Annotated in this window: 13 protein-coding genes; 6 read left to right on the top strand and 7 right to left on the bottom strand. The window is 70.5% G+C overall.

Annotated features, from left to right (window positions below; genetic code table 11):
• Positions 1-185 precede the first annotated feature (185 nt).
• A complete protein-coding gene (locus tag QNA08_RS13565; RefSeq protein ID WP_283741265.1) occupies positions 186-1,226 on the top strand; it encodes a Tim44 domain-containing protein in 1,041 nt (346 codons plus the stop codon).
• Positions 1,227-1,301: 75 nt separating this feature from the next.
• Here QNA08_RS13565 and QNA08_RS13560 read toward each other — a convergent pair whose 3' ends face one another.
• The 5 genes from QNA08_RS13560 to QNA08_RS13540 all read right to left on the bottom strand — a co-directional run bounded on the left by QNA08_RS13560 (position 1,302) and on the right by QNA08_RS13540 (position 7,560).
• Complete coding sequence (locus QNA08_RS13560; protein WP_283741264.1) at positions 1,302-1,607, bottom strand: hypothetical protein; 306 nt, start codon at positions 1,605-1,607, stop codon at positions 1,302-1,304.
• A 56-nt stretch (positions 1,608-1,663) separates the two neighbouring features.
• Complete coding sequence (gene uvrB / locus QNA08_RS13555; protein WP_283741263.1) at positions 1,664-4,483, bottom strand: excinuclease ABC subunit UvrB; 2,820 nt, start codon at positions 4,481-4,483, stop codon at positions 1,664-1,666.
• A gap of 188 nt (positions 4,484-4,671) precedes the next feature.
• Positions 4,672-5,169: a GlcG/HbpS family heme-binding protein gene (locus QNA08_RS13550; protein WP_283741262.1), complete on the bottom strand. Its 498-nt coding sequence runs from the start codon at positions 5,167-5,169 to the stop codon at positions 4,672-4,674.
• A 124-nt stretch (positions 5,170-5,293) separates the two neighbouring features.
• Positions 5,294-5,908: a response regulator transcription factor gene (locus tag QNA08_RS13545; protein ID WP_283741261.1), complete on the bottom strand. Its 615-nt coding sequence runs from the start codon at positions 5,906-5,908 to the stop codon at positions 5,294-5,296.
• The gene (locus QNA08_RS13540) at positions 5,905-7,560 is read right to left on the bottom strand and encodes a sensor histidine kinase (protein WP_283741260.1); all 1,656 of its coding nucleotides are present in this window, start codon (positions 7,558-7,560) and stop codon (positions 5,905-5,907) included. The genes QNA08_RS13545 and QNA08_RS13540 overlap by 4 nt, the downstream gene beginning before the upstream one ends.
• Positions 7,561-7,733: 173 nt before the next feature.
• Here QNA08_RS13540 and QNA08_RS13535 point away from each other — a divergent pair, with 173 nt between their 5' ends.
• The 5 genes from QNA08_RS13535 to QNA08_RS13515 all read left to right on the top strand — a co-directional run bounded on the left by QNA08_RS13535 (position 7,734) and on the right by QNA08_RS13515 (position 11,702).
• Positions 7,734-9,185, top strand: coding sequence for a DUF1800 domain-containing protein (locus tag QNA08_RS13535; RefSeq protein ID WP_283741259.1), 1,452 nt, complete (start codon positions 7,734-7,736; stop codon positions 9,183-9,185).
• A 3-nt stretch (positions 9,186-9,188) separates the two neighbouring features.
• Positions 9,189-10,421, top strand: coding sequence for a DUF1501 domain-containing protein (locus QNA08_RS13530; protein WP_422679919.1), 1,233 nt, complete (start codon positions 9,189-9,191; stop codon positions 10,419-10,421).
• Positions 10,422-10,559: 138 nt separating this feature from the next.
• Entirely contained in the window at positions 10,560-10,820 is a 261-nt protein-coding gene (locus tag QNA08_RS13525) for a SemiSWEET family sugar transporter (RefSeq protein WP_283741258.1), read from the top strand.
• Positions 10,821-10,889: 69 nt separating this feature from the next.
• A complete protein-coding gene (locus QNA08_RS13520; protein ID WP_283741257.1) occupies positions 10,890-11,252 on the top strand; it encodes a DMT family protein in 363 nt (120 codons plus the stop codon).
• 12 nt (positions 11,253-11,264) lie between these two features.
• Positions 11,265-11,702, top strand: coding sequence for a DUF3052 domain-containing protein (locus tag QNA08_RS13515; RefSeq protein ID WP_283741256.1), 438 nt, complete (start codon positions 11,265-11,267; stop codon positions 11,700-11,702).
• A 6-nt stretch (positions 11,703-11,708) separates the two neighbouring features.
• Here the strand turns inward: QNA08_RS13515 and QNA08_RS13510 are convergent, their stop codons facing one another.
• Positions 11,709-12,860, bottom strand: coding sequence for a PQQ-dependent sugar dehydrogenase (locus QNA08_RS13510; RefSeq protein ID WP_283741255.1), 1,152 nt, complete (start codon positions 12,858-12,860; stop codon positions 11,709-11,711).
• Between the two features lie 82 nt (positions 12,861-12,942).
• A complete protein-coding gene (locus QNA08_RS13505) occupies positions 12,943-13,170 on the bottom strand; it encodes a hypothetical protein (protein WP_283741254.1) in 228 nt (75 codons plus the stop codon).
• Between the last annotated feature and the right edge of the window lie 143 nt (positions 13,171-13,313).

The raw sequence follows: 13,313 nt of genomic DNA, 5'->3' as shown, positions 1-13,313 counted from the left end.
ATCCCATTCTCAAACGGACTCTCAAAGGTGCGGATGTGCTGCGGGGCTCCGCCTTCCCGCCTCCCCAAGGAAGCTCCCCTTACGATACGCTTTCGCAATCTCTATATGATCGGTTCCGGCCTCGGCCCTGCGGCCGTGGCTCTCTGGTCAAGACAAAGTGCTCAACGTCGGAGAGCGGAACGTCCATGTCCTTGTCCACCCTGTCCCGTCGCGGCCGGTTTTTTGCCGTCGCGGCCGTCGCCCTGGTGCTTGCGGCCGGTGCCGCGGAGGCGCGCTCCGGCAGCGGGCGCACCTCCGGCAGCCGCGGCAGCCGCACCTATGACGCTGCGCCCACCACGCAGACGGCGCCGCGGCAGGCCCAGCCCATCGAGCGCTCCATGACCCAGCCGGGCGCGACCCAGCCCGGCGCCCCGACGGCGCGGCCCGGCTTCGGGCAGACAGCGCCGGCGCAGGCGCGGCCGGGCTTCTTCTCCGGCGGCTTCGGCAAGGCGCTCCTGGGCGGTCTGGTCGGCGCAGGGCTCATCGGCCTCCTCACCGGCTCCGGGCTCTTCGGCGGCTTCTCAGGGCTCGCCTCCCTGTTCGGTCTCCTGCTGCAGGCGGGCCTCATCGTCGGCCTGATCATGCTTGCGGTGCGCTTCTTCCGCAGCCGCCAGCAGCCGGCGCCCGCGGGGCTCTCGCCCGCCATGGCCAGCATGGGCGCCGGGCCGCAGGGCGATGCGCCCATCGCGCGCTCGGCGCTGGGCGGCTCCGGCATCCCCAACCTGGGTGCCAGTCTCGGCGGGCCGGACGGCCCGGCGCGGGCTGCCGCTGCGCCGCGCGACGAGATCGGCCTCACGCCCACCGATTTCGACGCCTTCGAGAAGGCGCTGTGCGATGTCCAGCTCGCCTACGGGCGGGAGGATCTCGCCGTGCTCAGGGAGTTGACGACGCCGGAGATGGTCTCCTTCTTCGCCGAGGATCTGGCACAGAACGCCAGGGACGGGGTCGTCAACAGGATTGCCGAGCCCAGGCTCCTGCAGGGCGACCTGTCGGAGGCCTGGCGCGAGGCGGATGCCGACTACGCCACGGTGGCGATGCGCTTCTCGCTCCTCGACACGATGGTGGAGCGCGGAAGCGGCCGCATCGTCTCGGGCGACGCGACGAAGCCGAGCGAGGTGACCGAACTCTGGACCTTCCGCCGCGCGCGCGGCGAGGGCTGGAAGCTCTCCGCCATCCAGCAGGCGTGAGGGCCGGCCCCGGTCGGAACGACGCGATCGGAGCCGCCCCCGGGCGGGCGGCTCCTCTCATTTGCACCGTCGCCGTCAGTCGTTGCCGCCGGTGCTCGGCGCGCAGGTGTAGCCCACAAGGCACTGCGGATTGTCGCGCGCGGTGACATAGCCCGGCACAGCGCGCTGGCGCAGGCCGCAGGTCGTGCCGTAGATGTCGTAGAGGAAGGGGCCGGTGTAGATCACCACGGGCCCGCTGCGGGCGACGAGCTGCTGCAGCTCGGCGCAGGTCCGGCTCACCGCCTCCACCCGCGCCTGCGCGAGGGCGGGCGAGGCCCAGCCGAGGAACAGGCCGATGGCTGCGCCCATGCCGGCCGCCGTGCAAAGCCGCGTCGAGTCCATGGCCACCTCACGCGCCTGAGCGAGACAGGGCCATTGTACCATCGCAGGCAGGCTCGTCATCCCGCCGCGCCCTCACCGCGACGGCGCCGGCCGCCCTTCTTCACCGTGGTCTGGCCCGGCCAGCCGCCCATGGAGCGGGGCTTGAAGTCCTCCGCCCCGCGCGGCACCGCCCGGTCACTCCCCGGCCCCATCTCATCGAGGTCGGGCTTACGGGCGCGGCTCCGCGGCTCCGCGCTCGTCGCTGCGGGCGGCAGATTGGCGCTAGCGCCGTATTTGCGCGCGCCGGCGAAGCTGCCGGCGCGCTCCTCCACCTCGCCTTGGCGGGCGAGCGGATCGTCGGCGATGGCGAGTTCGGTGGCCTGCAGGCGCTTGATCTCGTCGCGCAGCCGCGCGGCGGTCTCGAATTCGAGGTTTGCCGCCGCCTCGCGCATGCGCTTCTCGAGGTCGGCGATGACGGCCCTGAGGTTGTGGCCGACGGCCGGCTCCTGGGCGAGGCCCGCGTCCACCGTGACGTGGTCGCGCTCGTAGACCGAGTCGAGGATGTCGGCGATGTTCTTCTTCACCGACTGCGGCGTGATGCCGTGCTCGGCATTGTAGGCGAGCTGCTTCTCGCGGCGGCGGTTGGTCTCGGCGATGGCGCGCTCGAGCGAGCCGGTCATCCGGTCGGCATAGCAGATCACCCGGCCGTCGACGTTGCGCGCGGCGCGGCCGATGGTCTGGATGAGCGAGGTCTCCGACCGCAGAAAACCTTCCTTGTCGGCGTCGAGGATCGCGACGAGGGCGCATTCGGGAATGTCGAGGCCCTCGCGCAGGAGGTTGATGCCGACGAGCACGTCAAAGGCGCCGAGGCGCAGGTCGCGGATGATCTCGATGCGCTCCAGCGTGTCGATGTCCGAGTGCATGTAGCGCACGCGCACGCCGTTCTCGTGCAGATATTCGGTCAGGTCCTCGGCCATGCGCTTCGTCAGCACGGTGACGAGCGAGCGGTAGCCGGCTCTGGCGGCGGCCTTCACCTCGCCGAGAAGGTCGTCGACCTGGCTGCGCGCCGGCCGCACCTCCACCTGCGGGTCGACGAGGCCGGTCGGCCGGATGACCTGCTCGACGAAGACGCCGCCGGTTCGCTCCATTTCCCAATGGCCGGGGGTGGCCGAGACATGCACCGTCTGCGGCCGCATGGCATCCCACTCCTCGAAGCGCAGGGGCCGGTTATCCATGCAGGAGGGCAGGCGGAAGCCGTATTCGGCGAGCGTCGCCTTGCGACGGAAGTCGCCGCGGTACATGGCACCGATCTGCGGCACGGTGACGTGGCTTTCGTCGACGAAGATGAGGGCGTTGTCGGGCAGGTATTCGAAGAGGGTGGGCGGCGGCTCGCCGGGCTTGCGGCCGGTGAGGTAGCGCGAATAGTTCTCGATGCCGGCGCAGGAGCCGGTCGCCTCCAGCATCTCGAGGTCGAAGGTGGTGCGCTGCTCGAGCCGCTGGGCCTCGAGCAAGCGGCCCATGCGGTTCAACTCCTCGAGCCGCCACCTCAGCTCTTCCTTGATGCCCTTGATGGACTGCAGGAGGGTAGGCCGCGGCGTCACATAGTGCGAATTGGCGTAGACCTTGACGAAGGAGAGGTCTGCCGTCTTCTGGCCGGTCAAGGGGTCGAACTCGACGATCGACTCCACTTCATCGCCGAAGAGACCGATGCGCCAGGCCCTGTCCTCCAGATGGGCGGGGAAGAGCTCGATGACGTCGCCGCGCACGCGGAAGGTGCCGCGGGTGAAATCGGCCTGCACGCGCTTGTAGTGCAGGGCGACGAGATCGGCGATGAGTTGGCGCTGCTCGATCACCTCGCCCACCTTCACCGAGAAGGTCATCGCCGTATAGGTCTCGACCGAGCCGATACCGTAGATGCAGGAGACCGAGGCGACGATGATGACGTCGTCGCGTTCGAGCAGGGCGCGGGTGGCGGCGTGGCGCATCCGGTCGATCTGCTCGTTGATGGAGGATTCTTTCTCGATATAGGTGTCTGACCGGGGCATATAGGCCTCCGGCTGGTAGTAGTCGTAGTAGGAGACGAAATATTCGACGGCGTTGTCCGGAAAGAAGCTCTTGAACTCGCCATAGAGTTGCGCCGCCAGCGTCTTGTTGTGGGCGAGGATAAGCGCGGGGCGCTGCGTCTGCTCGATGACCTTGGCCATGGTGAAGGTCTTGCCGGAGCCGGTGACGCCGAGCAGGACCTGGTCGCGCTCGCCGCTCTCGGTGCCCGCCACCAGCTCCCTGATGGCCTGCGGCTGGTCGCCGGCGGGCTTGAAGTCCGATTGCATGCGGAAGCGGATGCCGCCCTCGGATTTCTCCGGCCGGGGAGGGCGATGCGGCGTCCACAGCTTGCCCTCCTTGAAGAGGGGGTTGCCCCCTTCGAGGAGTTTCGACAGGGCTGCCACGGTGGCGGAGACGCTGGTGAGGGCGGGCGCCGCCTCGTCCTCGTCATCCGCCGAAACGTTGCCCTGGCGCACACGGCGCGGAGCGGCCTTCAGGATCTCGTCGCGCGTCAGGCTCGTGTCGTCCTCGCCCCACTTGCGTCCGGCGCGCGCGGGTCCGGGCGGCGCGCCACTCTCGCGCAACGTCGTTGGCGGCTTGCCTGCGGGCAGCGCAGGACCGGACGAGAGCGCCGGATCGTGGTCCTGCACACCGGGCGTGGCAAAGCCGGCCTGCGGCGCCTCGCCGAAACCCTTCGCCGTTCCGCCCGCGCGGCCGCGATCGCTGGCCGCGCCTCCGAGCCCGGCCGTGCCCTTGTTGAGGGCGGGATTGAGCAAGTCCGCCAGGAAGGGATCGAGCGGCTTCAGCTCTGGCTTGGACGCCCGGGAGCGGGGGGAAGAGGGTTTGCGAGCCATGGCCCGCAATATGGGGGGAGTCTCCTGTCAGGAAAAGTCAGGAGAAGGGGGCGGGGCCGGCTGCGCGGCCCATCGCCGAGCGGCGGGCCTGGGCGGCCCGCACCTCCCGTGCCGATCTGAGGTCCTGCTAGGCCGCCACCGGAGGAGGTGCCTCCGGTGGCGGCCGAGATGCGACTCGACGGCGAAGCCTATTTCAGCTTCGTCTGGATCTTCTCGATGCCGGCCTTGGCGCACTCCTCGTCGAGGTGGCCGCCGGGCGCGCCACCGGCACCGACCGCGCCGATCGTTTCCTCGCCGATCTTCACCGGCACGCCGCCGCCGAGGACCAAGAATCCGTCGATCGCGACGAGCTGGCGCGCAGCCGGGTTCTTTTCGACATTCTCGGCGATGGCGCCGGTCGGAGCCCGCATAGAGGCGGAGGTGAAGGCCTTGCGGCGCGCGGAATCAACCGTGTGCGGACCGGCGCGGTCAGCCCGCAGCAGGGCGCGCAGCACGCCGTTGCGATCCACCACCGCCGCCGCGACGTTGTAGTTCTTGGCGGCGCAGGCATCGACGGTCGCCTGGGCGAGTTCGACCGCGAGGCCGAGCGGCATGTTGCGCTCCTGCAGGACCTGGGCCTGCGCCGGAGCGCCGACGAAGGCGAGCGTGGCGGCAGCCGCCGCGGCGGCGAGGAGGTGTTTCGGCATGGCATCTTCTCTACTTCGGGCACCGCGCCGCCTTTCTGCCGACGGCGCTGCAACGAGCGGGCTGAGGATGCGCCGCCGGCCTCCACGGCGGAATCGGTGCGGCAACGGAGCGGGATCGGTAGCGCTACGGAGCCGTGCCGCCGCGCTCGTCGCGGGCGAGCGCCAGGCGGACGAACTCGGCGACGGAGGTGGTGCCGAGCTTCTCGGCGAGGTTGGCCCGATGCGTGTCCACCGTGCGCGGCGAGATGCCGAGCGCCCCTGCAATCTCCTTCGTCGACCAGCCGCGGCTGATCATGTCGAGCACCTCGCGTTCGCGCTCTGTGAGGCGCGCGAGGAGCGCCTGCGCCTCGGCACGTTCGCGACTGCTCTGCAGTGCCCGGAAGGCGGCGTGCAGGGCCTCGATCAGCGCCTGTTCGTCGACGGGCTTGGTCAGGAAGTCCACGGCGCCGGCCTTGAAGGCCCGGCGGCAGGCATGCACGTCGCCGTGCCCGGTGACGAGGATCACCGGCCAGTTGCACCCTCTCGCGAGCAGGCGCTCCTGCATCTGCAGCCCGGAAATGGCCGGCATGCGGAGGTCGAGAAGGATGCAGCCCGGCTTGCGACGGTCGAGCCCGGTGAGAAAGGCGCACGGCTCGGCGAAGCTCTCCACCTCGATGCCATAGGTGCGCAGCAGCAGCGACAGGGCGTCGCGGACCGCTTCGTCGTCGTCGACGAGGTAGACGGGCGGCTGGGGGCTCATTCGGCCGCCTCCGCCCGTCGCTCGCCGCTTGCAAGGGGCAGGACGACGGTGAACTGAGCGCCTCCTTCCGGCCGATTGGCGGCGACGATATGGCCGCCGAAGCGTTCGACGAGGCTCTGACACAGGGGCAGGCCGAGGCCCATGCCGTCCGCCTTGGTGGAGAAGAAGGGTTCGAAGAGCCGCGGCAGAACATCCTCCGCAATGCCGCAGCCGGTGTCGGCGACCGTGATGCGGGTCTCGCCGCCGCGGACCTCGGTCTTCACCACGACGCGCCGGTCGCCCATGGGCCGCGTCTCCACCGCATCAGCTGCATTGCGGACGAGATTGTGCACCACCTGTTCCATCTGCACGGGGTCGACCCAGGCGAGAGGCGCCGGCGCCCCTGCCGGGAGATCGAGAATGATGCTGCGTCGCTCCAGATCGATGCGGGCGAGGGCGGCAACATCGCCGACGAGCGCATTGAGATCGCAGACGGCCGGCCGGGGCGGCGTCCTGCTGACATAGGCGCGCAGGCGCGTCAGGATGTCGGCGGCGCGCTTGGCCTGGCGGACATTGGCCGCGAGAACCTCGGCGACGGCCGAGGGCACGGCCGCATCGGCTGCGGCCAGACGCAGGGCCGCCTGACTCTGGCTCAGCAGGGCCGTCAGCGGCTGCGTGAGCTCATGGGCGATTCCGGACGCCATTTCGCCCATGGCGTTGACCCGGGAGGCATGGGCGAGCCGGGCCTCGTGCTCGCGGATCCGGGCGCGCTGCTGCGCCTCCGCCGCCGCGAGACGGGCGCGCTTCGCCATGTGCCGCTGGCGCATCAGCAGTCCGGCCAGGACGATGATTGCGGCCGAGGCGAACGCGAAGGTTGCGAACGGGCCGGGTGCGACGAGGTCCGCCAGGGCGAGCGGTCGCTCGAGACGCAGGAGCAGGGGCTGGTTGGGGCTGCCCAGAGCCTTCTCGAAATGCGGGCGCGGCAGCCAGGAGGGAGCGGCCGGGCCGAGACCGGCAGTCGCCGGGAGTGCGACGATCGTCCGGTCTCCCGTCGAGAGCGTCAAGGCGGCCCAGACCGGGCGTTCTTCACCATCGAAGAGTTGCTGGGCATCGATCTCGAGAACGAGGGCAAGACGGCCTTCCGAGTCTGGCAGCTTCTTCGCCAGGCGGTAGCGTCCCACCGGAGCATCCGTGGCGATGAGTGTCGTCGCACCCGGTGCAGTGCCGGCGATCGCCGTCGCCGTCGCGATCGGATCGACGGCGTTCCCCGTCGGGCTGCGTGTGGAGGTGAGGACGGCAGGAGCGTCCGGGGCACCGGCGCCGCCGGGCAGGGACAGGAGATCGACTGCGGTGATGCGCGGATAGAAGCGCAGGATCGTCGCTGCGACCTGGTCGATCTCGTGCAGCGGCGGCGGGCGCGTCGCGAGCGCCAGCGCCGACAGGCTCGTGAGATGGGCGTCATGCTGCGCAGCCCGTTGCGACACGAGCCGATGCAGCGAGCGGCCCATGGCATCGACCTCCACCGCGGCGCGATCGACCGCGCTCCGGACAGAAAGGGCCGTGAAGGCTGCGACGAGCACGACCCACGCCAGGACGAGGGCGAGCGTCGTGCGCGCGGGGCGGGAGGGTACGATCATCGGTCGATGGCGCCTGAGCAGGAGATACCAGACCAAATGTTACATCCGGCCGGGGCGACCTGACGATCCGCAGGGCCACCGACAGCGGACGTACGTTCCGCACCACCGGGCGCCCGCCACGACATGACGAAATGTTCATGCTTCGCCCATGCAGCCGCAAGGATGCCGTGGTTTTCTTGTACCGATGAAGGACCGGCGGGAGGCGCACCATGGCGCTGGAACGGGACGCCGCGCTGGCGGTGCTGGGACTGAACCGCTTCGGCTTGGGGCCGAGGCCGGGGGATCTTGCGCGCATGGGCGCCGACATCCGCGACGTCCTCGCGGCGGAGGTGCGGCGGCGCGCCGTGCCGCAGCCGGAGGGACCGGATCTCCTGACGGGCGTCGAAGCCTTCCGCGCCTGGCGGGCAGAAGAGGATCTTCAGCGCCTCGCGCGCATGGGGCCGGGTGCTGCGGGGAGGATGGCGGCGGAGGCCGGGGCGCGACCCGAGAGCCTGCGCATCGGCGGCATGGAGCCGAACAAGCCCACGGGTCCCATCGCGCTCGGCGCCGGGCCGCCGGTGCCACAGCGCCTCTACCGCGCTGAGGCCGCGGCGCGCCTGTCAGTGGGCGTCGAGAGCGGGACGGGCTTCGCCGAGCGGCTTACCCTCTTCTGGTCGAACCATTTCTGCGTTTCCGCCGCCAAGGGCGGGCACTTGCGCACGCTCGCCGGCGCCTTCGAGCGCGAGGCCATCCGCCCGCATGTCTTCGGGCGTTTCGCCGACATGCTGCTCGCCGTCGCGAGACATCCGGCGATGCTCATCTATCTCGACAACCAGGAGTCCATCGGGCCGAACTCGCCGGCGGGACGGCGCCGCGGCCGTGGCCTCAACGAGAATCTCGCCCGCGAGATCCTGGAATTGCACACGCTCGGCGTTGATGGCGGCTATGGCCAGGAGGACGTGACGAGCCTCGCCCGCATCATCACAGGCTGGACGGTCGCCTACGACGACAAGCGTGGCGCCCAGGGGCGCTTCACCTTCAACGCCAATCTGCACGAGCCGGGGGACCACGCCGTGCTCGGCGTCTCCCACCGCGAGGGCGGGGCGGAGCAGGGGGAGCAGGCGCTCCTCGCCCTCGCCCGCCACCCGGCGACGGCGCGCCATGTGGCGCGCAAGCTGGCCAGGCATTTCATCGCGGACGAGCCGCCGCCGAAGCTCGTCGAGCGCCTCACGCGCACGTTCCGCGACAGCGACGGCGATCTCGCCGCCCTGTCGCTCGCCCTTGTCGAGGCGCCGGAGGCCTGGGTCCCGGAGGCGCACAAACTGCGCCTGCCCTACGAGTTCCTAGTGGCGGCCCTGCGCACGACCGGGCGCAAGGTCGAAGCGCCGCCGCTCCTCGCCGCCCTCGCCGGCATGGGACAGCCCTTGTGGACGCCTTCGGGGCCGAACGGCTTTCCCGACACGGTGGCGGCCTGGGTGTCGCCCGAAGGCGTCAAGGCGCGCCTCGACGTGGCGGCTGCGCTGGGACGGCAGGCGGCGGGCGGGCCGAGCCCGCCCGATCTCGTCGACGCGGTGCTCGGCGCTGCCTGCTCGCGCGAGACGCGGCAGGCCGTGGCGCGGGCCGAGAGCCGGGCGCAGGCCGTCGCGCTCCTTCTCATGTCGCCGGAATTCCAGCGGAGGTGAGCCATGTGGTGCGAAATGCCGAGCCTGTCGCGCCGCCGTCTCCTTGGCACGGCGGGTGCCCTCTTCGCCTGGGCCTATATGCCGAGGTTCGCCTTCGCCGCCGGCGGGCGGGACGCACGCTTCGCCTGCATCGTCCTGCGCGGCGCGCTCGACGGGCTCGCCGCCGTCGCACCCGTCGGCGATCCCGACTACCCCGGCCTGCACGGCGATCTCGCGCTGTTGCCCGATGGTCCGGTGCCGGCTTTGCCGCTCGACGGCTTCTTCGCCCTTCATCCGGCGATGCCAACCTTCGCCCGGCTCTATGGGGCGAAACAGGCGGTTGTCGTGCATGCGGTGGCGACGCCCTACCGTGAGCGCTCGCATTTCGACGGTCAGGACGTGCTGGAGAGCGGCGAGCCTCGTCCGGGCCGCGCCGAGAGCGGCTGGCTCAACCGCCTGGCCGCGAGCCTGCCGCCCGGGGAAGCGGTGGCGCGCCGGGGTTGCCTCGGCGTCGGCGCCATGGCGCCGCTTATTGCGCGCGGGCCGGCACCCGCCATGGGCTGGGCGCCTGCGACGCTGCCGCGCGCCGGAGAGGATCTCGCGGGCCGCCTCTTGGATCTCTACGCTGCACGCGATCCGCTGCTCGCGAGGGCGCTGGCACAGGGGCTCGAGACAGACCGGCTCGCGTCGAGCCAGGGCATGGGCGCGGAGGTGATGCGCGCCCGCGGCGGGCCGGACAACCCGCAGGGCATGCGCCAGATCGCGGAGGGCGCAGCGCGCCTGATCGCGGCGGCGGACGGTCCGCGCATCGCGGCCCTGGCCTTCGAGGGCTGGGACACCCATGCGCGCGAGGGCGGCGCCACGGGGCGTCTCGCCCAGCTTCTCGGCGGCCTCGACGGCGCCATCGCGGCCCTGGAGGAGGGCCTGCGGCCATGCTGGAAGGACACGGTGGTCATGATCGTCACCGAATTCGGCCGCACGGCGCGCATCAACGGCACCGCGGGCACCGACCACGGTACCGGTACCGTCGCCTTCCTCGTCGGCGGTGCGGTGAACGGAGGGCGCGTCGTCGCCGACTGGCCGGGCCTGAAACCCGCGGCGCTGTACGAGGGGCGGGACCTCCGGCCCACCGCCGACCTGAGGGCCGTGGCGAAGGGGGTGCTCGCTGATCTCTTCGGCGTGTCGGCCGCGACGCTCGCCGAGCGCGTCTTCCCGGAGAGCGCCGCGGTCGCGCCCATGCGCGGCCTCGTGGCCTGAGTGGGGCGGGACACGAGCGTTGCCGGCATGGCCGCCTTCGCCCAATGCAAGGGCGGGTGCGTTGACAGCTTCAGGGCGGCCCGGCATCGGATGATCGGCCCGCCACCCGGGACGGCGGGACCGTCTGGAGCCTCGCGCATGCCCCCCGCCTACGTCGAAGCCCTCGGCTCCGTCGCGGCCGTCCTCACCACCTTCTGCTGGATTCCGCAGGCGGTGAAGGTCATCCGCACGCGCGAGACGCGCGCGATATCGCTCACCACCCAGGTGGCGCTGAGCGTCGGCGTCGTGCTCTGGCTCCTCTACGGCATCCTGCATGTGAGCTGGCCGCTCATCGGCGCCAATGCCGTCACCCTCGTCCTGCTTATCGTCATCCTCGCCATGAAGCTGCGCCACGGCTGAACGGCCTCACCGTTGCGCCGCGCTCCGGCGCGGCTATCGTCGCGCCTCCGCCCGCAAGGCCTGCCCGCCATGCCCGCCATCCTTACCGGTCCCTATCTCGCGCCGATCAGCCTGCTCCTCCTGTCGAATGTCTTCATGACCTTCGCTTGGTACGGGCATCTCAAGTTCAAGGCGGCGCCGCTGTGGGTCGCGGTCGTCGCGAGCTGGAGCATCGCCTTCGTGGAGTACTGGTTCGCCGTGCCGGCGAACCGTATCGGCCACATGGTCTATTCCGCGGCCGAGCTGAAGACGATCCAGGAGGTCATTACGCTCGTTGTCTTCGCATTCTTCTCGGTGTTCTACCTGAAGGAGGCGATGACGCTGAATCACGTCATCGGCTTCGGCCTCATCGCCGCCGGTGCCTTTTTCATCTTTCGCGGTCCGCTGGGTTGAACGGAGGTGAGGATGGGTGACGCAGGATATTCCGGCGCGTCGCTTCCGAGGAAGCTCGGCCTCGCCGACGGCCAGCGGGTGCTGTTCATCGGCCTGCCCGACCATCTCACGCCGCTCACGCAGGCGGCGCGCTTCGCGACGGTCGTGACGCGACTGGGGCCTGCGCATCTGCCGGCGGAGGGCCCCTTCGACGTCGCGCTTGTCTTCACGACCGACGCCGCCGATCTGTCGGAGGCGATTCCGCGCCTGCGCGCGCTGCTGGCGCCTGCCGGCATGCTCTGGGTCTCCTGGCCGAAGAAGACGGCGAAGATCCCCACGACGCTGACCGAAGATGTCGTGCGTGCTCAGGCGCTTGCCTGCGGCCTCGTCGACGTCAAAGTCTGCGCCGTCGACGCCGTCTGGTCGGGGCTCAAGCTCGTGATCCCGAAGGCGCTCAGGCCAGGGCGTTGAGCCGTCTCAGCTCGCTCCCGCCGGCCGCAGGCGCAGGATGCGTCCGTCATCGGCGTCGGTGAGCAGGTAGAGGAGGCCGTCTGGTCCCTGGCGCACATCGCGGATGCGTTCGCCGAGTTCCTCCAGCATCCGCTCCTCGTGCGTGACGCGATTGCCCGCGAGCTCCAGGCGCACGAGCATCTGCCCGGCGAGCGCGCCGGTGAACAGGCTGCCGCGCCAGCCAGGGAAGCGGTCGGCTGTATAGAAGGCGGCGCCCGAGGGGGCAATCGACGGGTCCCAGTAGAAGATCGGCTGTTCCATCCCCTCCTTGGCCGTGCCGATGCCGATCTTGGCGCCGGAATAGTCGATGCCGTAGGTGATGACCGGCCAGCCGTAGTTGAGGCTGCGCCTTGCGATATTGACCTCGTCGCCGCCGCGCGGGCCGTGCTCGATCGCCCATAATTCGCCGGAGCTCGGATGAAGGGCTGCGCCCTGCACGTTGCGGTGGCCGTAGGACCAGATCTCCGGCCGCGCCCCCTCGCGCCCGACGAAGGGATTGTCTGGCGGAACTGACCCGTCGGGCCGAACGCGCACGATCTTGCCGAGATGGGTGGTGAGGTCCTGGGCCTTGTCGCGCAACGTGAAGCGATCCCCGAGCGTGACGAAGAGTGTGCCGTCCGGCGTGAAAGCGAGGCGGGAGCCGAAATGGTTGCCGCCCGTATGACCGGGCTCCTGACGGAAGATGACGGTGGTGCCTTCGAGGCCGGTGGCGGCCGAGTTGAGGTGCCCGCGTGCGACCGTCGTGCCCGAGAGCCCATTGCTGCGCGGCTCGGCATAGGTCAGGTAGACGAGGCGGTTCTCGGCAAAGCGCGGGTCGAGCGCCACGTCGAGCAGGCCGCCCTGGCCGCGGGCGGCGACGCGCGGCACCCCGGAGAGCGCCGGCAGGACCTGACCTGAAGCGGTGACAATGCGCAGGCGTCCCGGCCGCTCGGTGACGAGCATGCGCCCGTCGGGCAGGAAGGCGAGGCCCCAGGGGTGCTCCAGGCCCCGCGCCAGCGTCTCCACGACGATGTCGGCCTTCTCGGTCCGGGCGCGCAGGAGCGCTTGAGCAAGCACGGGATGGGCACCCACGATCGCAGCGACGAGTGCGGCGGCAAGGGCGAAAGCGGCAGATCGCATGTTCCGGCTCCGGTCTTCACACCCCGGGGAGGGTGTACCGTAGACGAGGAACCGGGGCATTCAATGGCGAAGGCCCTTGCCGTCAGGAGGCCTTCGTCGTGGTGATGGTGATCGCGGGCGCCGGCGTCTGGGCCATGTCGGACACCGCCAGGCGATTGGCGACCATCACCGTGAGGGTGGCAAGCGCAAGCACGACGACAAGGCTCGCCGAGAACTTGAACTGACGTTCGGCCTCGGCGCGGGTTATCGACGCCGCGACTGCCCGCGAACGGCGGATGTCGGAGATGCGGATCGGGTCGTTGGCGTTCATGATCGCAATCCTTCCTCGCGCGGCACCTGGCCACGCCGCCAATCTGCGTCGCGCGGCCCGCCTCGGCCGTGCGCTGGCGCACAGGCGAAGGAACGGACGTCGCAGGCCGGCGGCCACGCGGTCTCCGGAGGACAAGAGTGTCC

This window comes from Chelatococcus albus, assembly GCF_030067675.1.
Taxonomy (GTDB): Bacteria; Pseudomonadota; Alphaproteobacteria; order Rhizobiales; family Beijerinckiaceae; genus Chelatococcus_A; species Chelatococcus_A albus.
Note: the sequence above shows the minus strand (reverse complement) of the source record. Positions and strands in the feature narration are given on the sequence as shown.

Bases quoted from the DNA above. Each gene is read 5' to 3' on its own strand.
- uvrB (WP_283741263.1), bottom strand. From the start codon at position 4,483: ATGGCTCGCAAACCCTCTTCCCCCCGCTCCCGGGCGTCCAAGCCAGAG.
- QNA08_RS13505 (WP_283741254.1), bottom strand. From the start codon at position 13,170: ATGAACGCCAACGACCCGATCCGCATCTCCGACATCCGCCGTTCGCGG.
- QNA08_RS13525 (WP_283741258.1), top strand. From the start codon at position 10,560: ATGCCCCCCGCCTACGTCGAAGCCCTCGGCTCCGTCGCGGCCGTCCTC.
- QNA08_RS13550 (WP_283741262.1), bottom strand. From the start codon at position 5,169: ATGCCGAAACACCTCCTCGCCGCCGCGGCGGCTGCCGCCACGCTCGCC.
- QNA08_RS13520 (WP_283741257.1), top strand. From the start codon at position 10,890: ATGCCCGCCATCCTTACCGGTCCCTATCTCGCGCCGATCAGCCTGCTC.
- QNA08_RS13530 (WP_422679919.1), top strand. From the start codon at position 9,189: ATGTGGTGCGAAATGCCGAGCCTGTCGCGCCGCCGTCTCCTTGGCACG.
- QNA08_RS13545 (WP_283741261.1), bottom strand. From the start codon at position 5,908: ATGAGCCCCCAGCCGCCCGTCTACCTCGTCGACGACGACGAAGCGGTC.
- QNA08_RS13565 (WP_283741265.1), top strand. From the start codon at position 186: ATGTCCTTGTCCACCCTGTCCCGTCGCGGCCGGTTTTTTGCCGTCGCG.
- QNA08_RS13535 (WP_283741259.1), top strand. From the start codon at position 7,734: ATGGCGCTGGAACGGGACGCCGCGCTGGCGGTGCTGGGACTGAACCGC.
- QNA08_RS13560 (WP_283741264.1), bottom strand. From the start codon at position 1,607: ATGGACTCGACGCGGCTTTGCACGGCGGCCGGCATGGGCGCAGCCATC.
- QNA08_RS13515 (WP_283741256.1), top strand. From the start codon at position 11,265: ATGGGTGACGCAGGATATTCCGGCGCGTCGCTTCCGAGGAAGCTCGGC.
- QNA08_RS13510 (WP_283741255.1), bottom strand. From the start codon at position 12,860: ATGCGATCTGCCGCTTTCGCCCTTGCCGCCGCACTCGTCGCTGCGATC.